This window comes from Pedobacter aquatilis, assembly GCF_032678425.1.
In the GTDB taxonomy this organism is placed as follows: domain Bacteria; phylum Bacteroidota; class Bacteroidia; order Sphingobacteriales; family Sphingobacteriaceae; genus Pedobacter; species Pedobacter aquatilis_B.
Genome location: NZ_JAVTSG010000002.1, coordinates 591,573 through 617,095 on the forward strand (window position 1 = coordinate 591,573; position 25,523 = coordinate 617,095).

Annotated in this window: 22 protein-coding genes and 1 tRNA gene; 11 read left to right on the forward strand and 12 right to left on the reverse strand. The window is 35.1% G+C overall.

Features of this window, described 5'->3' with window-relative positions; translation table 11 throughout:
• Positions 1–209: 209 nt before the first annotated feature.
• The 3 genes from R2Q16_RS08675 to R2Q16_RS08685 form a co-directional block, all read right to left on the reverse strand.
• Positions 210–380, reverse strand: coding sequence for a spore protein (locus R2Q16_RS08675; protein ID WP_231465309.1), 171 nt, complete (start codon positions 378–380; stop codon positions 210–212).
• Between the two features lie 34 nt (positions 381–414).
• Positions 415–488: transfer RNA gene (locus tag R2Q16_RS08680), tRNA-Cys, on the reverse strand.
• 59 nt (positions 489–547) lie between these two features.
• A complete protein-coding gene (locus R2Q16_RS08685; protein ID WP_316736480.1) occupies positions 548–1,294 on the reverse strand; it encodes an RNA methyltransferase in 747 nt (248 codons plus the stop codon).
• Here R2Q16_RS08685 and R2Q16_RS08690 point away from each other — a divergent pair.
• Positions 1,285–3,702, forward strand: coding sequence for a BamA/TamA family outer membrane protein (locus R2Q16_RS08690; RefSeq protein WP_316736481.1), 2,418 nt, complete (start codon positions 1,285–1,287; stop codon positions 3,700–3,702). The genes R2Q16_RS08685 and R2Q16_RS08690 overlap by 10 nt on opposite strands.
• Here R2Q16_RS08690 and R2Q16_RS08695 read toward each other — a convergent pair whose 3' ends face one another.
• From R2Q16_RS08695 to R2Q16_RS08715, 5 genes are all read right to left on the reverse strand, one after another.
• Positions 3,703–4,281: a 2'-5' RNA ligase family protein gene (locus tag R2Q16_RS08695; protein ID WP_316736482.1), complete on the reverse strand. Its 579-nt coding sequence runs from the start codon at positions 4,279–4,281 to the stop codon at positions 3,703–3,705.
• Between the two features lie 62 nt (positions 4,282–4,343).
• Positions 4,344–4,874: a hypothetical protein gene (locus R2Q16_RS08700; RefSeq protein WP_316736483.1), complete on the reverse strand. Its 531-nt coding sequence runs from the start codon at positions 4,872–4,874 to the stop codon at positions 4,344–4,346.
• On the reverse strand, positions 4,871–7,162 hold the full coding sequence (locus tag R2Q16_RS08705; protein WP_316736484.1) for a patatin-like phospholipase family protein: 2,292 nt from the start codon (positions 7,160–7,162) through the stop codon (positions 4,871–4,873). Before R2Q16_RS08705 ends, R2Q16_RS08700 begins: the two co-directional genes overlap by 4 nt.
• Before the next feature lie 56 nt (positions 7,163–7,218).
• On the reverse strand, positions 7,219–7,692 hold the full coding sequence (locus R2Q16_RS08710; protein WP_316736485.1) for a TspO/MBR family protein: 474 nt from the start codon (positions 7,690–7,692) through the stop codon (positions 7,219–7,221).
• Positions 7,693–7,834: 142 nt separating this feature from the next.
• On the reverse strand, positions 7,835–9,184 hold the full coding sequence (locus R2Q16_RS08715; protein ID WP_316736486.1) for a M28 family metallopeptidase: 1,350 nt from the start codon (positions 9,182–9,184) through the stop codon (positions 7,835–7,837).
• Positions 9,185–9,480: 296 nt separating this feature from the next.
• Here R2Q16_RS08715 and R2Q16_RS08720 point away from each other — a divergent pair, with 296 nt between their 5' ends.
• A complete protein-coding gene (locus R2Q16_RS08720; RefSeq protein WP_316736487.1) occupies positions 9,481–9,939 on the forward strand; it encodes a hypothetical protein in 459 nt (152 codons plus the stop codon).
• A 51-nt stretch (positions 9,940–9,990) separates the two neighbouring features.
• Positions 9,991–10,437: a hypothetical protein gene (locus R2Q16_RS08725; protein ID WP_316736488.1), complete on the forward strand. Its 447-nt coding sequence runs from the start codon at positions 9,991–9,993 to the stop codon at positions 10,435–10,437.
• Positions 10,438–10,478: 41 nt separating this feature from the next.
• On the opposite strand, the gene R2Q16_RS08730 is transcribed toward R2Q16_RS08725, so the two are convergent.
• Complete coding sequence (locus tag R2Q16_RS08730) at positions 10,479–11,006, reverse strand: OmpA family protein (protein ID WP_316736489.1); 528 nt, start codon at positions 11,004–11,006, stop codon at positions 10,479–10,481.
• 421 nt (positions 11,007–11,427) lie between these two features.
• Between R2Q16_RS08730 and R2Q16_RS08735 the strand changes: the two genes are divergently transcribed.
• The 3 genes from R2Q16_RS08735 to R2Q16_RS08745 are packed head-to-tail and all read left to right on the forward strand — an operon-like array spanning position 11,428 to position 15,592.
• Positions 11,428–12,900 (forward strand): ankyrin repeat domain-containing protein, encoded by a 1,473-nt coding sequence (locus R2Q16_RS08735; RefSeq protein ID WP_316736490.1) that lies wholly within the window; start codon positions 11,428–11,430, stop codon positions 12,898–12,900.
• Positions 12,901–12,904: 4 nt separating this feature from the next.
• Entirely contained in the window at positions 12,905–13,390 is a 486-nt protein-coding gene (locus R2Q16_RS08740) for a DUF2271 domain-containing protein (RefSeq protein WP_316736492.1), read from the forward strand.
• 12 nt (positions 13,391–13,402) lie between these two features.
• Positions 13,403–15,592, forward strand: coding sequence for a PepSY domain-containing protein (locus tag R2Q16_RS08745; protein ID WP_316736493.1), 2,190 nt, complete (start codon positions 13,403–13,405; stop codon positions 15,590–15,592).
• Positions 15,593–15,850: 258 nt separating this feature from the next.
• On the opposite strand, the gene R2Q16_RS08750 is transcribed toward R2Q16_RS08745, so the two are convergent.
• Both R2Q16_RS08750 and map read right to left on the reverse strand, forming a co-directional pair.
• Positions 15,851–16,774 (reverse strand): FAD:protein FMN transferase, encoded by a 924-nt coding sequence (locus tag R2Q16_RS08750; protein ID WP_316736494.1) that lies wholly within the window; start codon positions 16,772–16,774, stop codon positions 15,851–15,853.
• 88 nt (positions 16,775–16,862) lie between these two features.
• Positions 16,863–17,657 carry a type I methionyl aminopeptidase gene (map, locus tag R2Q16_RS08755; protein WP_316736495.1) on the reverse strand — a complete coding sequence of 265 codons (795 nt, stop codon included), beginning with the start codon at positions 17,655–17,657 and terminating at the stop codon, positions 16,863–16,865.
• A 127-nt stretch (positions 17,658–17,784) separates the two neighbouring features.
• On the opposite strand from map, the gene R2Q16_RS08760 reads away from it, so the two are divergent.
• The 5 genes from R2Q16_RS08760 to R2Q16_RS08780 all read left to right on the forward strand — a co-directional run bounded on the left by R2Q16_RS08760 (position 17,785) and on the right by R2Q16_RS08780 (position 24,735).
• Positions 17,785–18,633 (forward strand): helix-turn-helix transcriptional regulator, encoded by an 849-nt coding sequence (locus R2Q16_RS08760; protein ID WP_316736496.1) that lies wholly within the window; start codon positions 17,785–17,787, stop codon positions 18,631–18,633.
• A gap of 141 nt (positions 18,634–18,774) precedes the next feature.
• Positions 18,775–20,100 carry an amidohydrolase gene (locus R2Q16_RS08765; protein WP_316736497.1) on the forward strand — a complete coding sequence of 442 codons (1,326 nt, stop codon included), beginning with the start codon at positions 18,775–18,777 and terminating at the stop codon, positions 20,098–20,100.
• A 143-nt stretch (positions 20,101–20,243) separates the two neighbouring features.
• Positions 20,244–22,094 (forward strand): alkaline phosphatase, encoded by a 1,851-nt coding sequence (locus tag R2Q16_RS08770; protein ID WP_316736498.1) that lies wholly within the window; start codon positions 20,244–20,246, stop codon positions 22,092–22,094.
• A gap of 3 nt (positions 22,095–22,097) precedes the next feature.
• Positions 22,098–22,997: a metallophosphoesterase family protein gene (locus R2Q16_RS08775; protein ID WP_316736499.1), complete on the forward strand. Its 900-nt coding sequence runs from the start codon at positions 22,098–22,100 to the stop codon at positions 22,995–22,997.
• 79 nt (positions 22,998–23,076) lie between these two features.
• Positions 23,077–24,735 carry a glycoside hydrolase family 32 protein gene (locus tag R2Q16_RS08780; RefSeq protein ID WP_316736500.1) on the forward strand — a complete coding sequence of 553 codons (1,659 nt, stop codon included), beginning with the start codon at positions 23,077–23,079 and terminating at the stop codon, positions 24,733–24,735.
• 76 nt (positions 24,736–24,811) lie between these two features.
• Here the strand turns inward: R2Q16_RS08780 and R2Q16_RS08785 are convergent, their stop codons facing one another.
• Positions 24,812–25,396 (reverse strand): DUF4142 domain-containing protein, encoded by a 585-nt coding sequence (locus R2Q16_RS08785; protein WP_316736502.1) that lies wholly within the window; start codon positions 25,394–25,396, stop codon positions 24,812–24,814.
• Positions 25,397–25,523 lie beyond the last annotated feature (127 nt).

Sequence of the window (25,523 nt, forward strand, 5' to 3'; positions counted from 1 at the left end):
AACAATAGTCGAAATTTTCAATGCAATTAAAATTATCAAATGGATTTAATTGAGATAACTGTCGTGAAAGTAAGTTATATCAGTCATAGATTTCGAATAGATTAACTTACAGTCTTTGAAAAATATAAAATTAAAGAGAAAATTTTAGGCATAAAAAAAGCATCCTTTGATCAGAAGGATGCTTTAAGCTTTTTAGAAGATTCTAAAAACTATTTTGCTAAAGCAGCTAATACAGCGTTGTTTTTAGCTAATTGGTCGTTTTTAGGTTGTGCAGAGCGACTTCCTAACTCAATGTTAGTAGCTCTTTTTAAGAAATCCACTTCTTGGTGAGCGGTATTTTTATTTCTTCTGTCTTTTCTTTTTAATCTGGTAACTGCCATGGTTTTAACCTTTTATTATTTTTATTTGTACAAATGGAGGTCGAGAGCGGATTCGAACCGCTGTAGAAGGTTTTGCAGACCTCTGCCTAGCCACTCGGCCACTCGACCCTTAAATTCAAGGTTGCAAAAATAGGAATTATTAATTAGTCCGCAAATAAAATCTGCTTTTAATTTCGAACTCTCACTATTTCAGCACAAAAGATTGCAGCACTAACTGCAACATTTAACGATTCGGCTGCTCCAATCCTTGGAATAGTTACTGGTTTGTTTATTTTTTCTATTACTTCTGTAGTGATTCCCTTACCTTCATTACCCAAAATAATTAATCCCTCATTTCCCCAATCAACCTTATAAATTGAGTTGCCATCTAATAAGGCACCAAATACTGGTATATCGGTTTTATCTAAAATTGAAACTAAGTTTTCATAGTAAATATTTACCCTTGCCAAAGAACCCATCGTGGCTTGTACCGTTTTTGGATTATAAACTTCAACACAATCATCAGAGCAAATAATTTTTTTAAAACCAAACCAATCGGCGGTACGGATTATCGTACCCAAATTACCTGGATCTTGAACACCATCCAAAATAATGGTGAATTGATTTTTGAGTGATTTTAAATCTACAGCAGACGTTTTAGGGAAGTGTACTACTGCTAAAAAACCTTGTGGCGTTTGCAATGTACTAATCTTACTTAATTCAGCGTTGTTTACTTCAAATAAGTTTATATTTGCAGGTAATTTGGGCAACAAATGATACTGTTCTGTGTTGTAAAATATGGTATGGATTTGATAGTTTGATTGTATAAATTCTTTTATTGATTTTATACCTTCAACCAAAAAAAGACTATTTTCTTTACGATATTTTTTTTGATGTAATGATTTAATAAAACTAATCTGAGATTTTGAAAGCATACAAATCCTTTAAATATTCTAAACTGAAAAGTCCTGCAATATTACTATTAATTATTGTTTTAATACAGGGTTGTTCATCAACTAAATACATTCCAGATTACCAGGCTATTGTTAAAAAAGTTACCATTGATAGTATTGATGCCAAGTTTGAAGAGCAGGCTTACAATTACGTTCAGAAAGATATTCGTCCATCATCTGCTTTTAGTATTAATGTGCCTCTCTACAATTTATTTAATACAAAAGACGGTAAGTATAAAACTACTGATATAAAGCCTTTTGGTTCACCTCCTGCTATTTTAGATAGCGCTCTGGTTGAAATATCCAGAAACCAAATTGAACGTTTTTTGAAAGGCAAAGGGTATTTTCAGGCAAAGGTTACATCAGATATTAAAGTAAAAGATAAAAAAGCGGATGTAAGGTTTAAAGCGCAACCTGGTCCGGCTTCGTACATCAGAAATCTATCTGATTCTATTTTAACACCCCAAGTAAAAGCAATCTATAAAAAGGAAAAACCAATTTTTACACATTTGCATGAGGGTATGCAATACGATTCAGACTCGCTTAGCTACGAACGCGATCAGATTTATCGTGTGATGAAAGAAAATGGTTACTATGAGTTTTTACGTCCATTTGTAAATTTCGATGTAATTGAAACTGAAGATATAAAAAAGGTTGATTTGAGATTGAATGTTACTGATCCGCCTAATGGGAACCATAAGCAATTTCAAATCGGTAATACACATATGCTTATTGCGCCAAGTCCGGATGGTTTGCCGGATTCTGCAAGGTATAAATTGAGTAAAGACACCATCAATGGTATTGTTTATACTGATTTTTCTGGTCGGTACAGAAGAAATCCAATCGTTCGTTACGATTTTTTAAAGCAAAACGACCTTTATGATATTCGGAACGAACAGCTTACATATGATAGAATGTATGAGCTTAACATCTTCAAAAATGTTAAAATCGATTATTACCGAAGAGATAGTACATCGAACAAAATAAACCCGATTATACTTTTAACGCCGCAAAAGGTAATGAGTAATAGGGTTGAGGGCGAGGTGCCTTTTAATGGTGGTACAGTTGGTTTTAACTTGAGTAATACCTACACAAATAATAATTTATTTAGAGGCGCAGAGCGATTTGAATTACAGCTGAAGGGCGGTTTGCAATCCAGAATTGGAAACGGAACTTCGCCTTTTCGTGATATTTACCAACGTGATTTCTCCATCAGTGCGAGTATTAGTGTGCCAAGACTGATTATTCCATTTTACAATCCTGTTTTGGGTGGAAATGGAATGCCGCACACAACTTTCTCTTCGAGTTATATTTACGCCTTGCAAAAAGATGTTTCCGTTAGAAGAATATTCATCAACTCCATTACTTACGATTGGTTTGAAACAAAATCAAAGCTTCACAGCTTTACGCCATTAAATTTTGAGTACAGATTCGGAAACCTAGATCCAAGTATTCCGGAAGAGATTTTGCTTAATAATATTTACTACGGCATCCTTTTAGGTAGAAAAGATTTAACCTTAGGGATGAAATACACCTATACCTTAAATGCTGATAAACTTAACCAGCTTAGAACTTTTGTTTATTTCCGTGGCGGGGTAGATATTGCCGGAAACCTTTTACAGGGGATAACTAACGCATTTGGTGCGCAAAAAGACCCCGCAAATGGTAATTCTGCCAATTTATTAGGTTTGCCATTTAACCAATATGTACGTCCGGAGGTTGATATTCGTTGGTATAAGCATTTAAGTGGTACAAACCAATTTGTAGCCAGATTAAGTGCCGGTGTTGGTTATGCCTATGGAAATTCTGAACAACGAGGTATTCCATTTGAAAAGTTATTCTTCGCAGGCGGTTCAAACGGAATCAGAGCTTGGCAGGCCAGAACATTAGGCCCGGGTAATTATAACCGTGATGTGATTGGTACGGATTTAGGCAGAAGAACTTTATTCGGTTTAGACCAGCTGGGTGAGTTGAAAATTGAAGCCAATTTAGAATATCGTTATACCTTGTTGAGGAAATTCTTTGGAGGTGTTTTAAAAGGTGCGGCTTTTGTAGATATGGGTAACGTGTGGAATATTAACGGCAAAAGTACCTTAAGTGGTAACATAAGTGAAGAAATTAGACAGCAAACGCTTTTAAGGCTTAGTAAGTTAGCGCAACAAACTGCAATTGGCGCTGGTACAGGTTTTAGGTACGATGTACAGTATTTTGTTTTTAGGTTTGATATTGGGTTAAAGGTTAAGGACCCTCAATTTTCGGGCTCAGAACAATGGGTTATTGGTAAATTTTTATCTGGCGGAAGAGACTTTAGAAATAACTTTAATTTAACCCATGCACCAGATACTTACCGTTTCCTACAATACAATTTTGGTATCGGGATGCCTTTCTAATTAACTGAATAAATTTAAAACGCCTGGTTTTGCATCAGGATTTTTAAACTGAATTTCTTTAAAGGGTTGCCATCTTTTGTCGATGTGTTTGTAAACAGATAAATGATTAATTTCAAATGTTCTCTTAAAGTTTTTATTCTGATATTCGTCCAATATCGCAGTAAATTGATGCGGCTTAACATCCTTAAAAGCTATCGTTAAATGCGGTGTAAACTTGAAGTTGTTCTTTTCATCAAGAAGTTTTAATGGCTTTAATTCGCTCTTAATTTGCGCTTGCAATTTCATTAAGCTTTCATTTTGTTCAACATCAATGTAAATGGTATGCTGTGGAAAAGAATTAAAGTTCTGGATGGTCTGATGAAACGCATTTGAGTATGCAGCACGATCCAACGCACTAAAAAAACGTTTTTCTTTTTCTAAAGAAGAAATTTTTACTGGATTATAAAGTGTAATATGAGCCGGACGTTTTAGCGATTCGAAGACTTTATGTTTGTCAGAAATTGAATTGCGGATAACATCAATGTCTTCTACAATTGAAACTGGCGGAACGATACACACTAAAAATAAATTTTCCATCATCAAAAATACTAAAATAATTAGTAAAATTGGTTTGATTTCGTTTTTGCAAAAAGGAATTTGCTTTAAAATAAATTCTTTAATCCATCAAAAATGCTTTCGAAAAATGTTGCCAGATTTAATCCACTACTGTGATTAAAATACACAAAAACCAAGAAGATGATTACGGCGAAAATGATAAGTTTTCTAAAGGCAAAAGCAATTATCACCAACAATATCGGAATGATAAATAACCATAAACTATTTATTGGATAAGGGCTTAAATCGCTGTCTTTTTTATAAACGTAAACAAGTTTGCTATGTGTACCTGCATCATTCTGATGTTTTAAATACACAAAAGTAGAGCGTTCAATTGGCAATGGTAAAACAGCTATACCATCATTAAATTTTAAGCTTTGCGTAAAACCGCTAACACTAAAAGTATAGGAGCCGTTTATGTTTTCGTTAGGATTATCGAGCGAATCGGCCGCAATAATGGCTAATTTGTTATTTTTTAAGAGGTTCTCCTTAACTAAAAAGTTGTTAATTGCCGAAGTTTGTGCAAAACCAAAAGTGCTGGTTAAGCAAAGAAAAAATAAGATAAATCCTCTTTTCATTCTATAGAACGTTTATTATAAATTAAGTAACCAATATGCAATAATACACCATTTCTTTTAATCGCATCATTATATAAATTATAACTTAAACTTACCGGACCAAGTGGCGATTGATAAACCACCCCGGCAGTTGCTGCATAGCGTAACTTACTAATGGCTTTTGCGTAAGCAATATCCTGTAAATTATTCAATTCGAATTCTTTGTGCGGTAAAAATAAATAGCCTTCTAATCGCACGTCTAAACTTTTTCTGATATTGAAAATGTTTTTAATGCCACCTGCAGCATAAGTAGAAGCCCTAAATTTATCTAAAAAAAGCGATCGACTATCTTGCAAGGGGTAAAATGCAGGCGAAACCAATAGCGTCGAATAATAATTGTTAAACAGCGGCTGATTTGAAATTACACCTTCAACTAAATAGCCTAACGTATATTTGTTTAGGTGAAGGAAATAATTTTCTTGCGATAACTTAATGCTACCCCATTGTCTGATTTGATTGAAAGGTTTTATCGTATTTGGTGGAACTATATTTCTGAAAATATTGCCTGGATTATAGTTTTCTCTCCCTGTAGTGTAATTAAAACTTAAGGTAAAGCTTTGTCCGCGGGTGGCATATTGTTTACGGTTTAGCGAGTTTTTCTCTAGATTTAAAGATGCCTTAAATCCGTTAAAAACAGTTTGATCTAATATATCCCCAACAGAAAAGGAATTATTCGGACTATACTCATCTTGATTGTTGATAAAAGCAGAATGTAATACAATTTTAGTGTTGTAATTCAACGGAAAGCCCATCATTAAATCGATCTTTCTATCGGCTTGCTCAATGTAAATAGGGCGGGGGTTTTCAATAAAAATCTGACTGGTGTTGTAAAAATTCCAGTGATTGTAAGTTAACTCAGCGCCTAAAAAAAGCGGTAGTTTTGTAGGGTAATCTATTCGTCCGCTTACCTGTACTGATTCATAAAACCGGCCAGAATAAAAGCTTGTACCAAAAGTGTAAGCCTTGCGATTGAGATAATTATACTGCGCACCTAAAAAAACATTGCTAATTGGTCGGGTGGATATATTTCCACCTAAATCGAGTTTAAAGCTTTTTTTAGGTTGAGCCACCACTTCAAAAGTGTAACTATCGTTTGCAGGCTCGTAAACAATCTTCGGATAAATGGTTTCGAAAGTTTGGTCGGCTACAAGCTTATAATAGCCACGTTTGATATCTTCAAGGTTGAAGGTTTTTTTATCGCTTTTAAATAAGCGCTCAACATAACGTTTTTGCTGCGCATTTACGCCAGTTACGGTAATGTTATTGAAAACAAAGTCTGGTTTTTTTCTGTTGAATTTCTCTCTTCTGATTGCGAGGTCAGTTTCATTTACCCTACGTTTAATAAGTGCTTTAATTCGCTCCATATCGGCCATAGTCGCATCGTAACCTTTTTGTATTAAATCCTTAACCGGAGAAAAATTTGTTACGCTGTAGTTTGCTAAATCTGGTTGAATGTAAATGCCGTTTTTACCAACCATAGTCGAATCTGATTTCGAGAGGAACATGAAAACCAAAAAGCGGTTCATTAACCTTTCATCGTTGCTTTTAGGATATTCGTTATAGGTTTTTGAAGATACGTTTGCACCGATAATGTAATCTGGAGCAAATTCTTTTTGCATTACATCGGCAGGGAAATTGTTATACAAACCGCCATCAAAAACGTATTTGCCATCCAGTTTTATCGGTCGGTAAATAATCGGAACTGTCATTGTAGCCCGTACAGCTTCTGCTAAACTGCCTTTATCAACAGTAATGCTTTTTTGTGAAAGCACGTCGGCAACCATGCATCTAAAAGGTACAAATAGATTATCGAAATTATCTTTTGATGCTGCTGATGCTTGCGAAAATAACTCCAGGAATGCGAAATTTAATGGAATATCATTAATCAGATTTGAGCGAAAGCTAAAATGGAAGCCAGAATCGACCGCGACTTTTGCCGTGAGCATTGATGCATTTGGTGCATTTTTTTCGAAGAAATAGGTGTAATCGCTGGTATATTTTCCGTTAACCCAGTTTTGAAATTCATCGCTGGTGGCAATTTTTTCTATTTGAGCAGGCGTATACCCGGCAGCATACATCGCCCCAACAATGCCACCCATCGAAGTTCCTGTAATGTAATCGATAGGAATGTGGTTTTCTTCTAAGGCTTTTAAAGTTCCAATATGGGCCAATCCTTTTGCGCCACCGCCGCTAAATACCAAACCAACTTTTTGCGCCTGTAATTTGAAACAGCACAAAACGAGAAGCATCAGCAAGTATTTTTTAAAAGCTACCACTCCCTAAAAATAAGGGTTTTCTTTTAAAATTAGTTGAGGATAAAAATGTTATAAGTTAAAAATGATGCAAAACTTACCCAAAGTATGTAGGGGATGAATAGGAGGCCTGCAACTTTATCGATTTTATAAAAGGTAATTGCGTTTGCAATGATTACAATGAGCAGCATTATAATTTCGGCTAGTGCAAAACCAATCTCATGCAAATAAAAGAAGATAAACGACCAGCTTAAATTTAAAATTAATTGAATTAAATATAGTGCAACCGTACGCGGTAAGTGTTCAATCTTATATCTTTTTGTCCAGACCAAATAGGCTGCAATGCCAATTATGATGTACAAACTTGTCCAAACTGGAGCAAATAACCAGTTTGGCGGATTAAATGAAGGTTTATTTAAGGTTGGATACCAGGTTTGAATAGATTTTGCAGTCGCCCAACCGCCTAATGCACCAACGCCAAGCGTTAAAGCTATGTTGATGATAAAAGCTAAAGGTTTAAATTTCATTTTTAGATTTTCTTATTTGCGGGAAAGTTTAAAGGTTGGAAGATTGTTTATTGTTGGTTAGTTCCGCGAATTAAATTTACAATTACGAGTGAACTAACCAAATAACTAATGACTAACCAACCAATGAACCAGTTAAAAAGTTTTATCTTCCAACTGAAGGTACAACAGGAAGGCCTTCGTTATCCTCGTTTCCTACGCTTTGCACAGCAAAAAGATAATTATCTTTACTATAAGGCAAACGGATTTCTGTAACTGTAGTAAAAAATTTCTTTTGCCAAACCGAACTGCTGGTTTCTCGCATTAAAATGTAATAACCTTTAATGTTACCGTTTACAGGAGCTTTCCAATAAAGAAAAGTAGAATTACTTAGGTTTTTAACATCAACTTTAACTTCAGTTGGCATAGATGGTGCCTTGGCAAGATTTGCAAGAACTGAAATATTAACTGCTGTGTTTTTTCTTAGATATTCAAAATCCATAAATTCAATTAAATCGCCATAAACAACGCCCTTTTCAGTTCTTAAATCCTGATGCTGATGTTCGAAATTTTCGTTCATTTCTGTAAGCCTTACTGCAGCAAATCCGTTCTCTACGAATGGCGTATGGTCTCCACCACGTAAGAACCTATCATTACGATAAATCAATTTAATTTCTAATTGATCTACATAACGCTCACCAACTTCTTTTACATAACGTGCAAGCTGGCGACTTTTACCATCATTTTCTAAACCAAACTGACGGATGTTTTTTGCATTTTTATCCAACTCGTAAGCTGGTAATCCTTCGCTAAAAACACGAAGTTTAGTGTTGTCTATAATTTGAGTTTCGCTGGCATTATTACTACCGATCATATCATTATTAAGCATGGCCTCTAAATTCCAGCCTTCTTTTTTAGCTTTAGCTGCCATAAAACCAGAGCCAAGTAAAGATTGCTCCTCGCCACTTACTGCAACAAAAATTACAGTAGCCGGAAATTTATATTGGCTCATTATCCTGGCGGCTTCAATAACGCCTGCAACGCCGCTACCATCATCGTTTGCGCCTGGAGCATCACTAACCCTATTCATTACATCGGTTACACGACTATCCAAATGACCGCTTACCACAAAAACTCTCTTATCATTGGCATCTGTACCTTTCAAAATAGCAACTGCATTACCTAATAAGATTTGTTTATCCACACGTTTTCCATCAGAATTTATGGTAACGGTATCTAAAAAAGCTGTTAATCTTCCATCTCTTTGCTTTGCAAATTGATTAAACTTAGCAACTACCCAGTTTCTTGCTGCACCAATTCCTTTTGTTTTGCTTTTTGTATCGCTGATGGTGCTTCTCGTACCAAAAGAAACCATTTTCGAAATGTAAGACTTCAATGAATCGGCATTAACTGATTTAACCATTTTATCAATATCAGTATTGCGGTTTACAATGGTTTGGGCGTTAAGCGAAAATGCGAAACTTGCTAAAAATAGAAGTGTAGATATTTTTTTCATCAAAAAGATAATTAATATTTGCTAATGTATTGAATGTTGATGTTTATTTTATATTGTGGCCACAAAAAGCTGTAACAATTTAAAAGATAGAGGAATTTGATGTTTAGTTTTTGAAAATATAAACTTTCGAATTTTGCCTTATAAACAAAATGGTTTTATTTTTTTCTTTTCTAAAAGCTTAAAAATGATGCAATAAGCAGCCTGAAATTAAAAACCATTAGAAAATTTTCTATATTTATTTTTTGTAATCAATTTTACAATCCCTAACACGCTTATCATCCCTCAAAATAATAGTAATGGACAGGTTTCCTACTAACTTAACATCAGCTAAATGCGAACTTTTAGATAGAATACTACAAGAGTTTCAGCATGAAGACTATGTTAAAACTGATAGGATACTTCACATATTCAGGGGTAATGCAATCCTCGCGTCTGAATACCTTCAGTTATTAAATCAGTTGAACCTAATTATGTTGATTGGTGAGGTTCACGGGCATCCATTGCCGGCATTAATTGGAAAACAATCGGGTTTAGAAATTTTTTTAAGTGAGGGTGGTTTTATGACCCGTCTCGAACTTAGAAAAACTCAGGAAGAAACCGGAAAAAGTTTAATCGAACTTCAGAAAGAAATTTTCGATTTGCGGAACCAGCTTGCTTCCTGCAGAGAGTTAATTGCAAAGCAGGAAATGGCAATGTTAGATATGGATGCCGAGCTTAAACGCCTTGAAGCCGGAATGGAAAACGAAGATTATTAAGCTGTAGCGTTTTTTATATTTTTTTCGTTTCTGAAGTAAAAATCTAAAGCTATGTTTAAAACTCAACTCAAAACCATTGGATTACTGTTCTCACTGATAATCTTAATTACTTCATGCAAAAAAGAAAAATCTGAAGCTGAAAAAGATGTACTCACAGGCGCTTGGCAAGAGGCTGGAATGAGCGGCGGAATGGGTAGAAGGGTAATTTTTAAGGCTGGTGGCGATTTTTCCATGGAAATTTGGACCAACTCATATAAATCTGGCGAGGTTAATGGTGTTTATAAAATAGACGGGGATAACCTGACAATTAATATTAGCGAAGATGTAGATATTAATTCAGCAGGGATTGCTACAAAAAGGAAAGTTAGCAGGGTATTATTTGAAAAGGCAAAATTTTCTATCCTGAATGATAGACTTACTCTAAAATTTATTTCTTATCCTGCTGATGCACCAGTTGATGCTGAAATAACGTATGGAAGAATCAGAGCAATAGACTAAAATAAAAAAATGGCCCTGATTTTGTCAGGGCCATTTTTTTATTAATTGTCAATCTTAATTTCTGTTCTTCTATTTAAAATTCTACCTTCTTCACTATTATTTGTGCTCACAGGTTCTTTCTCTCCATGACCAACAATTCTAAAGTTAGATGCGTTTAAACCCGCATTTACCAGATAAGATTTTACTGAATTTGCTCTGTCAATTGATAGAGACATATTATGTTCCGGCGTTCCTTCTGCCGATGAATGGCCATTTAATACAAATTTCTTATTAGGCTCTTTTTTCATTTCAGCAACAGCCTTATCTAAAATTGAAAAAGATGCTGTTTTCAAAACCGCCGAATTAAATTCGAATTGAATATTATCTAAGTTGAAATTAGGTTTTTCAGCTGGTGCGGGTGCTTCTTCTTTTACTGGCTCGGGTGCAGGTTTTTTCTCTTCTACTGGAGGCGTTGGTTTCGAAACCGGTGCCGGTTCTGCCTTTGCGAGTGGTTTTTTAGCCTTGCAAGAATACATGGTGAGTGCTAATAATCCGATAATCGTTGATAAAAAGAGGTTCTTGATGTTCATGTTTAATACTGTTTAATGTTTGTTTTGAAACGAGTAAATTTAAAAGCTATAACGGTTTTTCTGTCGCTAACTTATAATTTTATTTTTTAATCTGCTCAATTAATTAGAATTGTCAGCACGAATCAATCAAAACATTAATTCCTTTTTTCGTTCTTAATTCTCCCTTTAAAGTCATTTGATGGCAAATCTAAATTATACTTTTGCCAAAGAATTAGAATTTATTTAGACTGTATTTAAATAGTTTCGTGTAGTTAAATATTTGTAAATTAATAAGTTGAATTTTTTATAATGATTATTATACAACTGTAATTACTAAATTACACTGATTTTAATCTTTATTTAGAATGATTCTTGTTAACTTAGCCGAAATTCTAATATCTGAATGATAATTTGAATTATAACAATAATATATAGCTCTAAAATGAAAAAAATCATCTTTGCTATTTTAGCAGTAGCATCTTTGAGCGCACAAGCTCAAAAAAACGCTTTTTTCGATCAGGCATTCTGGAAAGGAAATACCGATTTAGCAACAATTAAAGCAGAAATTGAAAAGGGAAGTAGCCCATCGCAATTAAATCCATCATCATTTGATGCAACAGTTTTTGCTATAAATAGCGGCGCACCAACTGAATCTATTTTATATCTTTTGGCCCAACCAGGAAATGATGTAAATAAATTAACGCACGACAGCCGTACTTATTTAATTTGGGCTGCATCAAAAGGAAATATTCCGGTAATGGAATATTTATTAAAAAACGGTGCTAAAACGGATATTCAGGATAGCCATGGTTATAGCGCATTAACTTTTGCGGCAGTTGGTGGTCAAAAAGACCCAAAAGTTTACGATTTACTATTAAAAAATGGTTTTGATTTAAAAAGGGATGTAAACCACGATGGTGCAAACGCTTTGCTAATCGCCATTCCTAATGATAAAGATTTAACATTAACTGATTATTTCATCTCAAAAGGGTTGGATTTAAACAGCAAAGATGCTGCTGGGAATACAGCCTTCAACTATGTTGCAAGAGGCGGAAACATCGATTTGATGAAGAAATTAATTCAAAAAGGGGTTAAGTTTACTGATAATGCAATGATTATGGCAAGTCAAGGTGGACGAGGAACTTCTAATGGTTTAGAAGTATTTCAATACTTGGAAAGCTTAAAAATTAAGCCTACAGCGGTAGGAAGCAATGGCGAAACGGCTTTACACAATGTTGTACGCAGACCAAAGCAAGAAGAAATTATCAATTATTTTATCTCAAAAGGAGTTGATGTTAACAAAACCGACAAAGACGGTAACACTGCATTTATGAATGCTTCGGGCTTTAACAGAGATTTAGCAACTATCGAATTATTAGCAAAAAACGTTAAAAACATTAATCAGGTAAATGCTAAAGGTGTTTCTGCTCTAGATTTAGCTGTACGTGGTAATTCTGCTGAAGTAGTAAAGTTCTTAATTGAAAAAGGCGCAGATTTAAATGTTGTAGATAAAAACGGCGATAACCTGGCTGCTTATCTTTTCCAGGCATATAACCCACGCGGTATGGAAGATTTTGAAGCTAAATACAAATTGCTTGCAGATAAAGGTTTCGATGTTAAAAAAGTGCAGGATAACGGAAATTCATTATATCATATTGCCGTTGCTAAAAATGATTTAGGATTATTGAAACGCATTGAGCCATTAAAAATTGATGTAAATCTTAAAAATAAAGAGGGTTATACTGCATTACACAAAGCTGCTATGACTGCTAAAGAAACCGAATTAATGAAATATTTAGTTTCTATCGGTGCTAAAAAAGATGTAACTACAGATTTTAAAGAAACACCTTACGATTTAGCTACTGAAAACGAATTTCTTACCAAGAACAAAATATCGATTGACTTTTTAAAATAAAATAATGAATAATATTTATAAAGTATGCCTAGGATTGGGTATTGTATTTTCTACTTCTTTCGCCTCGATGGCGCAAAAAACTACTAAATACAAGTGTATGCTGCAAATGACTAATTATGTTGGAGAAGGTGCTTACATCGTTGTTTCTTTAGTTGATGCTAAAGGCGCTTATGAAAAGACACTTTACGTTATGGGTTCTGATAAAAAATGGTATCCTGATGTTAAAGAATGGCATAAATTCTACAAAAGCAAACCAACAAACCTTAGTGCAATCACAGGCGCATCGGTAACTGGTGGCGATAGAAGTGTAACAACTTTCGAAATAGAAGATTCAAAAATTAACAAAGGATATACGTTGCGTTTCGAATCGGCTGTTGAGGATAAAAAATACATCGTTAAAGATTTAGAAGTGCCTTTAACAACTGAAGGTATTGCGGCTAAAACTGAAGGTACTGGTTACATTAGATACGTTCGTTTAAGTGCGAACTAATAATTTTTTTAAATGACAATTTCAATTTGGAGATACAGCCACTTAGCACTGGCTGTATCTTCTTTTCTTTTTTTAACCCTTGCATCCGTAACGGGTATTATCCTTTCTTTTAAGCCGGTAACCGAAAAAATTCAACCTTACAAGGCTAAAGATTTTAATCAGCTTAGCATTGCTGATTTAGTCCCAAACCTTACAAAAAACTATACCGATATTATTGAGGTTACGGTTGATAACAATCAATTTGTTGTTATTGACGCAACTGATGCAAACGATAATGCGGGTAAGTTTTATATTGACCCAAAAACCGGAAAAACTTTAGGTAAGGTTGCAAAAGAAAATGAATTTTTCCAATGGGTAACTTCATTACATCGTTCTTTGTTTTTGCACGAACTTGGCCGATTTTTTATAGGTTTAACCGCGTTTCTATTATTTCTGATTGCAACTTCAGGTACCGTTTTAATTATTCAAAGACAGCGAAGTTTAAAGAAATTCTTCGCTAAAATTGTAAAAGATAACTTCGCCCAATATTACCACGTGGTTTTAGGCAGGCTTTTATTAATTCCTATAATTATTATTTCCATCACGGGAACAGTAATGTCTTTACAAACCTTTGAGGTAATCAAAGAACAGAAAATTTCTCATAAAGTTGATTTTGATGCTATAAAAACTGATCCTGAAAAGAAAATGGCAGATTTCGATGTTTTCAAAAACACAAAACTATCTGCATTAAAATCTATCGAATTTCCGTTTTCTGAGGATGTAGAGGACTATTTCACCATCAAACTTGAGGATAAGGAAATAACTGTTAATCAAATAACTGGTGATGTTTTAACTGAACAACCATTTTCGAATGCAAAGTTGTTAACTACCTTAAGCATGGATTTGCATACCGGTCGCACCAATGCGATTTGGGCAATCATTTTAGCAATTGCATCTGCAAATATTTTGTTTTTTATTTACTCAGGTTTTGTAATCTGGTGGAAGAGAAGGTCGAGTCAGGTTAAAAATAAATATAAAGCTGAGCAAGCAGAATATATTATTTTAGTCGGCTCTGAAAATGGAACTACTTTTCGCTTTGCAAAAGCAATTCATCAGCAGTTGTTAAAAAACGGACAAACATCATTCATCGGGCAGTTAAATAATTATAAAATTTTCCCCAAAGCGAAGCAGCTTATCGTTTTAACCGCCACTTATGGCATAGGTGAGGCACCAACCAATTCATCTAAATTTTTATCATTATTAGAAAAAATTAAGCAGCCAAATCAAATCGATTTTTCGGTGGTTGCATTTGGTTCACATTCATATCCCGATTTTTGTAAATTTGGTTACGAAGTAAATAACGCATTATCTTATCAAAGCTGGGCAAAACCATTGCTCGAAATCCATACGGTTAACGATAGGTCGCCTGAAGATTTTACAAAATGGGCAACTTTGTGGGCACAAAGTTCGGATGTAGAATTAACATTGCTTTCGAAACTTTTGGAAACCAAACCTGTAAAGTTAAATCAGTTTTCTGTGGTTGATAAGAAAGTTTCAATTCACGAAGAAACCTCGTTTATCATCAGGCTAAGTCCTAAAAAACGTAAGAGATTTACTTCTGGCGATTTACTGGCAATTTATCCGGCAAACGATCATCGCGAGAGACAATATTCAATTGGTAAAGTTGGTAAAGATGTTCAATTGAGCGTTAAATTGCACGATGGTGGTTTAGGTTCGGGCTTTTTACATCGTTTGGAAGTTGGACAAACCGTAAATGCTGCACTTTTAAAAAATGAGCATTTTCATTTTCCATCAAAAGCAAAAACGGTAATTATGGTTTCAAATGGAACCGGAATTGCACCGTTTTTAGGCATGATTGACCAATTTAGCAAAGGCAGAAATATCCATTTATATTGCGGTTTTAGAAATAAGGTTTCTTTTGAACTCTACGAAAGTGCAATTAATACAGAAGCTGATAAGTTAACTAAATTAAACGTGGCTTTATCACGCGAGGGCGAAAAGCAATATGTTAAAGATTTGCTTGCCCTAGATGCCGAATTGGTTTACAATGCTTTAAAAGATGGTGGCACAATCATGCTTTGCGGTTCGTTAAGTATGCAGAATGATGTAATTGAATGGCTTGAGATTTTATGCCAGAAAAATGCAAGCAAAAGTGTTAGTTTTTACCAATCTCGCGGTCAGATATTAATGGATTGCTATTAAAAGATTGCTAGATTTCTTTTGGAAAGCAATGGCAGAAGATTTTTTTAATCGTTAGTCCCGCTATTCGTTTCTGCCGAAGAAAAATCGGCATCCACTGCTATCGGGTTTAGGTTTGAAAGGCAGTTAAAAACCTGGAGCTTTTGGCTAAACTTGCGAAGTCTCTTTTCACTTGCTACATTTAGACTTCGTAAGTTTGCTAAGCAAAAAACTCAGTGTTTATCTGAGTATATCTGTGGTTAAAGATTACTGCTAAAAAAACTATAACATCTTTTTCCAGCGTTCAATAGTTTTCTTATCCAAATTATCAGATAGAAAAATTTCACCGCTATCGCTAAACATAATGCAGCTAAACGTTGGGAATTTTTTAATAAAATTCAATCCTGCATCTTTGCCCAAAACCATTATCGATGTGCTCAAACCGTTTGCCAATTCTGCATCAGGTCCTAAAACGGTAACGCCACTTAAGCCGCTTGCGGGGTAACCGGTTGCCGGATTAATAATATGCGAATATCTTTTTCCTTCGAAAATTACAAACTTTTCATAACTTCCAGAGCTTACAACGGCGCTATTGTAGAGCGGCACTGCAGCAAAAAGACTGTCTTTATTGTATGGATTGGTGATGCCAACAAGCCATTTCTTCCCGTTTGGCCGTTTGCCCCAAGTACTCATATCGCCTGTAGCGTTTACAATACCCGCTTTAATACCTTTAGCAAGCATCATATCGCGGCAATTATCTGCGGCATAACCCTCACCCAGAGCGCCGAAGCCAATTTTCATGCCTTTTTTACTCAAAAAGATAGTCGAATTTATACTATCAAGGATTATATTTTTATAGCCAACCTTTTCAACCGATTTTTTAATCAAATCTGCTGTGGGCATTTCGGTCATCGAACCATCGAATTTCCAGATTCTGTCCATCGCTGCAAAGCTGATATCGAAAGCGCCATTAGTAAGTTGCGAGAGCTTAATTGCTCTTTTGGTTAGTTCGAAAACTTCCTTGTCAACTTTTACAGGTTTTTCTCCGGCATTTCGATTTACCTCCGAAACCTGAGAAGTTGGCTTCCAATCAGAAATCAGAAACTCAATTCTGCTGATTTCATTAATTACGGTATCTATATTTTGCTCAGCAAGGGCGGCAGTTTTAGCTACAATCGTAATCTCAAAACGACCGCCCATAAGCATAGTAGTTCGTTTTTTCAGAACTTGGGCATTGCAATAAACCCCTATAAATAATAATGAAATTAAAAGGCGAAATTTCAAAACTTTAAGACTAGCTAATTTTTAAGTTGATGTTGTTCTTTTCTGCGGCTTCAATAGGTGTGTAATCAGATAAAATAAGTGCTTTACCTTTTTTAACGCATACATCATGCTCAAAATGTACAGATGGTTTTCCGTCGACGGTTCTAACTGTCCAGCCATCTTTTTCGATAAAGACATCTTTTTTACCCAGATTTATCATAGGTTCTATCGCCATTGTTAGGTTTTCTTTTAACATTAAACCACTGCCACGTTTGCCATAATTTGGTACTTGTGGAGCTTCGTGCATGCTTTTGCCTAGACCATGTCCAACGAAATCTCTAACTACACCATAACCTTGCTTTTCATTATGATTTTGAATTGCAAAACCGATATCGCCTAAACGTTTACCAACAACAGCCTGCTCAATTCCAATAAAAAGAGATTCTTTGGTAGTTCTAACCAATTTTAAAATTTCCTCGCTGGCATCGCCGATAACAAAAGTATAAGCATGGTCACCGTGGTATTCATTTTTAATTACGCCAACATCAACAGAAATAATATCACCGTCTTTAAGTATTTCCTTGCCCGGAAATCCATGTACAACAACATCGTTAACCGAGGTAATAATGTGGTGAGGGAAGCCACCATAATTAAAGAATGACGGTACGGCACCATTATCTAAAATATATTCGTTCGCCAGTTTATCAATTTCAATTGTTGCTAAACCAGGGCGTAAAATTTTTGCAATTTCGGCTAAGGTATCACTTACCAGAAGCGCACTGATTTTCATCAGTTCTACTTGTTCATCAGTTTTGTAAAAAATCATTGCTGCAAAAATAACAATTTGTTTTTTAAAAGCTGATTGGTTATGATGATGGTTGCAGTTAGATTACTGTATTTTTATAATGATGATTAAAGAATTGTAATTCATAGAAAAACATTAATTTTCGTTTATGGATGATAAAGGGCATTTTCCTACGCTTGATTTGAGTGAGTTTTGGCAAAAGCAAGATTCAGGAAGCGATTTATTGTACCACGAAATTGTTGGCGAACGTTTTATTGAAAAGCCCCACAAGCATGATTTTTTCTTATTTATGCTTTTCGAGAATGGTAATGGAACGCATACTATTGATTTTACAGAACACCAAGTTGCTCCGTTTCAACTGCATATGCTTTTTCCTGAGCAAATTCATAAATGGGATTTGAAACCGAATACACGGGCTCAGCAGATTATGATGAGTAAGGGCATATTTGAAACATTGGCAAGCTCCTTAAGATTTTCAATCATACTATATCAAAACCATCCGGTAATTAATTTAAGCGAAACTACCTTTAAAAAGATGCTGTATGAATTTAAACAAGTAGAAGCAATACTGGCTGAGGGCAATATAATTTGGGAAATAATTGAAGCCAGGATAAAACTTATTGCTTTAATGATTAGTCAGCAAGCTGAAACATTATTCGATGATACAACTATTTTTAAAACTAACCCGATTTTAGTGAAGTATCTATCTTTAATTGAAGCGCATTTTAAAACAGAAAAATTAGTTTCATTTTATGCAGAACAGTTAAATATTTCCGCAAATTATTTAAACATCCTCTGCAAAAGAAACCTAAATGCTTCAGCTACATCGCTTATACATGAAAGATTGATTCTGGAGATGAAAAGAATGCTACTTACAACAGAAAAGCCAATAAAGTCTATTGCTTTTGAACTAAGCTTTTTTGATGTGCCATATTTTTCTAAATTCTTTAAAAAGTATACCGGTGTTACACCTAATAAGTTTAGGGGAAAGTTATAAAATTGGACTGGTTTAATGCTGAATTTTTTGGATAGAATTGCTATTAATAAGGTTTTTGTTATAAATCGTACAATTTTTAAGATGAATTCTACTGTAGGTTTAACCGTTAGAAATATACTTTTGTATTGTTCAATTTAAGTTATGATATCACAAAATATTTCAAGAAAACACTTTATTCGCAACTCATCTCTTTTACTGGCAGGTTCTTATCTGTTATCAACAGAAAATGTTAAAGCACATGAAAACGATAGTTTTGTACCCATGGACAAAAATCTGATTTTTAAGAATGTACTACTTGAAACCGGTTTTGAATATGATGGAGATGAGGTAATCAAAACAAAAACCTCGCTTTTTACGGTTGAGTTAGATGGTGGTAAAATTAAAAATGTATCTCCAAATAATCCTAAAGCTAATGCGATAGATGCTAAAGGTTTTTTGATGCTGCCATCTTTCAGAGATATGCACATCCACTTGGATAAAACTTACTATGGATTGCCGTGGCAAGCGCATTTAAAGAAAAATAAAAGTGTTAAGGATATGATTGCTTTTGAGCAACAGGTAATTCCCGAACTTTTAAAAACATCAACAAAAAGAACTGAAAAACTGATTGAGTTGCTACAATCTTACGGAACTGGTTTTGCCAGGTCTCACGTAAATATTGAACCCACATCAGAACTTAATTCATTAAAGAATCTTCAGAAAGCGCTAGAGCATAAAAAATCATCATTTGGAGCAGAAATCGTTGCATTTCCTCAACATGGCATTTACTACACAAAATCTGACGAGTTATTAAAAGAAGCCGCAAAAATGGATATTGATTTTATCGGTGGACTTGACCCTACATCTATCGACGGAGGAATTGAAAAGCACATGGATTATATCATTCAGCTTGCCTTGGATAACGGAAAAGGTATTGATATTCACCTTCACGAGTCGGGCGAATCGGGCGTGAAAACAATTGAATATTTGATTGATAAAGTGAATGAAAACCCGGTTTTAAAAGGCAAAACCTATGTAAGTCATGCTTTTGCACTTCGCTATCTTGATAAAAATAAAACCGAGCAAATGGCAGAAAAACTTGGCGCAGCAAAAATCGGTATTGCTTCAACAATCCCACTTTCGGGTACGCCAATGCCAATTCCAACACTGTATAAATATGGGGTAGAAGTTGTTGCGGGTAATGATTGCATTGTTGACCATTGGAGTACTTTTGGCACTGGAAGTATTTTACAAAAGGCAAATTTAGCTGCTCAAATTTACGGCTACAGAACAGAATTTGATTTATCGAGAATTTTGAAATTGGCTACCGGGAATATTCTTCCTTTAGATGATAATGGAAAGCAAGTTTGTCCAGAGCAAGGTGATAAGGCAGATTTTGTATTAATTGATTCGAGTTGCTCGGCTGAAGCTGTTTCACGGATTTCGCCTGTTAAATCGCTCGTATCGAAAGGCAATTTGGTTTTCTAGCAAGAACAATGAATCCAAAACTATAAAAAACCACCATCTAAATTTAGATTGGTGGTTTTTTTTTTGAGTGCTAAATAAAAAGTAAATCGTTAATATTAAGAAAACATTACGTTCTTAGTTTTGGGAAATTTATCAAATCATCCATGAAAATAAATCTTTCGAGCCTTGCGCTTTTACTATTTATATCAGTTTCAGCCTTTGCCCAAAATGCTAAAACCCAAGGGCACAGTCATAATGACTACCATCAAAATGTACCACTTTTAACAGCTTATTATGCTGGGATGAATTCTATCGAAGCAGATGTTTTTTTGAAGGAAGGTGAGTTGTATGTTGCTCACGAAGCCAAAGAAATCAAAACAGGCAGAACATTAAAGGATTTATACTTATCGCCTTTAGCTGTTTTTTATAAAGAAAATAAAAACCATGCTTTTAAAGACAGCCTTAAAAGACTGCAACTGGTTGTCGACATTAAGGAAGATCATGTTAACGTTCTTAAAAAACTTATTTCTGAATTAAAGGCATTTGATGATGTTTTTAATTCGAGTTCAAATCCAAATGCAATTAAAATTGTAATCAGCGGAAATATGCCACAGCTGGTAGATTTTAAAAATTGGCCTGATTATATTTTTTTTGATGGCAGACCTGAAACTCAATATTCTGAAAGCGAACTTAAAAGAGTTGCAATGATTAGTCAGGATATAAAAAAGTATTCTGTTTGGAATGGTAAAGGTGTACCAACACCGACTGATTATGCTAAACTAAAAAAGGCGATTGATGATGCGCATAAATTGGGTAAACCATTTAGATTTTGGGCAACGGTTGATAGTCAGAATACTTGGATAGTTTTAGAGCGTTTGGGTGCCGACTGGATAAATACGGATAACCCAACGGCGTTGTCCGATTTTTATCTTCATCAGGATAAACTAACTTATACAAATCCAAATCCTCATCCGGTTTACACGCCCGAATATAAAGTTGATGGACAACCGAAAAAGGTTAAAAATGTAATTCTGCTTATTGGTGATGGAATGGGACTTGCTCAAATTCATGCGGGTTTAATTGCCAATCATGGCGATTTGAACATTAGCCGCATTCGCAATATAGGTTTTTCGCAAACTTCGGCTGCGAACTCGGGTAATACAGATTCTGCTGCTGGTGCAACCGCAATGGCAACTGGAGAGAAAACAAATAATCGATACATCGGTGTTGGCACCGATGGTAAAAAGCGAACAAATCTGGTAGACACTTTGGCCGTTTTCGGTATCAAAAGCGGTTTAATAAGCGTTGGCGATATTACCGATGCGACGCCTGCTTCATTTTATGCACACCAAATTGAACGTAGCATGAATAACGAAATTGCTGCCGATTTAGTAACCTCAAAAGCCGAAATCCTTATTGGTTCAAACCGAAATGTATTTATAGGGAATAAAGATGGGCAACTGATGCAAAAGCTAAAGGTAAATGGTTTTAATTTAAGCGAAAATTTAGCTGACTTTTCTAAGCAAAATGAAGGTAAACAACTTGTTTTATTATCTAACGAAGATGTTAAACCAGTGATAAAAGGCAGAGATGATGTTTTAAAGCAATCGCTTTTGAAAACTGCCAAATTGTTATCTCATAATAAAAAAGGTTTTTTTATTATGGCCGAAGGTGCGCAAATCGATCATGGTGGACATTCAAATGATTTGCCCATAGTAGTTACCGAAATGCATGATTTTGATAAAACCATTGAAGCTGCTTTACGCTTTGCTGATAAAGATGGGGAAACATTGGTAATTATTACTGCAGACCATGAAACTGGCGGACTTACGCTATTAGATGCAGATGCAGCAACAGGGAAAATTACCGGCCATTTTAGTACCGATGATCATACAAATATTATGGTTCCGGTTTTCGCTTATGGTCCACAATCTGATAAGTTTAGAGGCATTTATCCAAATAATGAAATTTTTATTAAAATACTAAGCGCACTGGCTGCATCAAAATCTAAATAGAATATGGAAAGAAGATCTGTTTTAAAAAGTTTGGGCGGTTTAATGTTGCTGCCTACAGTTAATCTTGGTTTCATTGCTGATGATAAACCTGTTTTACGCATAGCACATATAACCGATGTACATTTAAAAAATGATTTAGGTGCACCGACAAAATTTGTAAAATGCCTTCATCATGTTCAAGAACAATCTCCGAAGGTAGATTTTATTTTAAATGGGGGAGATGTGGTGTTCGATATGAATAAAGAAAAGTTATCAGATATCGATGCGCAGTGGAAATTACAACACAACATCATGAAAAATGAGTGTTCATTACCAATCCATTATGCTTTAGGAAACCATGATATTTGGTGGAATGAAGATAGTAAAGGCGATGCATTTTATGGTAAAAAGTATGCCATGAATCAGCTGGAGCTTAGTAAGCCTTACTACAGCTTCAATAAAAACGGGTGGAAGTTTATTGTTTTGGATAGCACGCATTTGGATATTGATAATACCTGGTATATCGGTAAACTTGGTGATGTTCAATTTGCCTGGCTGGAGCAAGAGCTGAAGTCGACCAATCCAAACACACCGATTTTGGTAATGTCGCACATTCCGATTCTTACGGCTTTATTAATGATTGAAGATAACATTGTAAATAAATGGACCATGCTTGGTGGAGATATGCACACCGATACTGCAAAAATCATCAATCTATTTTATAAATATCCAAACGTAAAATTGGCGTTGAGTGGTCATTTGCATATGCGGGATAAAGTAGTTTACAACAATGTGACTTACCTGTGCAATGGCGCAGTTTCTGGCGCTTGGTGGAATGGAAATAGGAGGGAAACCGCACCAGGATACGGCTTAATAGATTTATATGCTGATGGCCGTTTTGAAGAACGGTACGTTAATTATTAGTAGAAATTATTATCGAGTTTTTCTCTTGCAGTTTTTTTTAAAAGGAAAAAACAGATATTTTAGCTTAAACAAAAGCCCTATGTTAAAAGCTACTACGCAAAGAAAATTTACAGGTATCTGCATCCTATTACTATGTTTTTTAAATGTGGTTGATGCACAAGATATTTCCATTAAAGTAAACAAGCGATTCTTAAACCTGCCTATTTCGCACATGCAAGACAGAAAGAAAATGACCTTTGAGATTGATGGTAAACCCGAAAGAAATTTTGCTATCCGCCTGGCAAATTCAACGCCTGATTATTGGGTGTTTTGCGATGTGGCTGTATTGAAAGGTAAAACCATCAAAATAAAATATGAGGGCGATGCGAGTGGCTTAAAAAATATCTACCAAGCTAATGAAATTGAAGGGCTAGATTCAATTTATAAAGAAGAGAACCGACCCCAGTTCCATTTTACCACCAAACGTGGTTGGATAAATGACCCAAATGGGATGATTTTCTATGAAGGAGAGTACCACCTCTTTTATCAACATAACCCTTACGAAAGAGAATGGGAAAACATGTCGTGGGGCCACGCAGTTAGTAAAGATATGATGCATTGGGAAGAATTGCCAACCGCATTATTACCTGACGAACATGGAACTATGTTTTCTGGTTCGACAGTTATTGATTACGATAATACGGCAGGTTTTAATAAGGGCAAAACTCCTGCAATGGTTGCTGCATACACAGCATTTACACCCGATAAGCAGACGCAATGTATTGCCTACAGTTTGGATAAAGGCAGAACCTGGACGAAATACACTAAAAATCCAGTTATCGATTCTAAAGCAAAATGGAACAGCGTTGATACCCGCGACCCAAGGTTATTTTGGTATAAACCCGGAAAACACTGGGTTATGGTTTTAAACGAACGTGATGGCCATTCTATTTACAACTCAGCAAATTTAAAAGACTGGACTTTTGAAAGTCACACAACTGGTTTTTGGGAATGCCCCGATTTATTTGAATTGCCAATAGATGGCGATAAGAATAAAACAAAATGGGTGATGTATGGCGCATCAAATACTTATATGATTGGAACTTTTGATGGTAAAAAGTTTACACCAGAAAGTGGGAAACATTATTATGTTACCGGAAGTATTTATGCCGCCCAAACCTTTAGCAATATTCCAGAAACTGATGGAAGAAGAATCCAGATTGGATGGGGGAGAATAAGTCATAAAGGGATGCCATTTAATGGATTGATGCTAATGCCAACTGAACTGACTTTAAAAACTACAAAGGATGGTTTAAGGCTTTTTAGTAATCCAGTGAAAGAAACCGAACAATTATTTGAAATTAAGGATAGCTATACAAACATCAATGCCAAGGAGGCTACCGAAAAGCTAAAAGCCCTTAACAACACAAATACCTTAAGAATTAAAACGAAGATTAAACTTTCGCATGCAATAAGTGCAGGAATCAGTTTAAACGGACAAAGGATTTTAGATTATGATATGAATTATAACCTGGTAAATGGTGTTTTTTATTCTCCGCAGGATATGACCAGCATGGAAATATCAGCAGATATCTTTATTGATAAAACATCGGTAGAGGTATTTATTGACGGCGGTGCTTATTCTTACTCTATGGAAAGAAAATTAGACTCGAAAAATAAAGATGGCTTCAACTTCTTTGGAAACAATATTGAAGTGAAAGATTTGCAAGTTTACTCGGCAAAATCAATTTGGAAGTAGTTAAAGAACATTAATTTATTCTAACAAAAAACCCGACCATAGGCCGGGTTTTTTGTTTCCTAGCTTAAGCGCAAGGTTATTTCATTGATTTTTTTATCATTTCGATTTTATCCAAATGCGCTTTAACAACCGGAGCTGTTTTCGCTGCAAATGCTTTCAGATCTGCATCTTCACCGTCCTTAGCTTCTTTTTCCATCAAATCAAGGGTAGATTTATGTCCGTCAACCATCGCATTTACATAAGCCTTGTCAAACTCAGCGCCAGTTTTTTTGCTTAAATCATCCATTTTTGTCTGGTGGTCCGCATCAACTGTTGTTGGCAGTGTAATGTTTTTCATTGCAGCGATAGACATTAATTCGGTGTTTCCCTTGCCGTGGTCAGCCACCATCATGGTTGCAAACTCTTTAACTTGTGCATTGGAGCTTTTTTCGAGCGCCATTTTACCTAAATCTACTTCAGCCATACCACCAACGGCAGCTGTTGTAGCAAATTTAGAGTCGCCTTCAGGCACAGCAATACCACCCGTTTCAGCAACATTGGTTGTAGTGTCTTTCGCCATATTTAAACTATCGGCTGTATCTTTAGAATCTTTGTTTCCACTACAAGCCTGCATGCTCAATGCAATGACAGGAATTGCCATTGCGTACATTAATTTTTTCATAGTATATTTTTTTGTTGTTAACCATACAACCATTTTTTTAATCAATGGTTTTAAAAAATATTTGGCTTTGGCTATTTAAGGTATTGACATTTGTAAATCGAAATGTAAAATAAAATTATAATTTAAA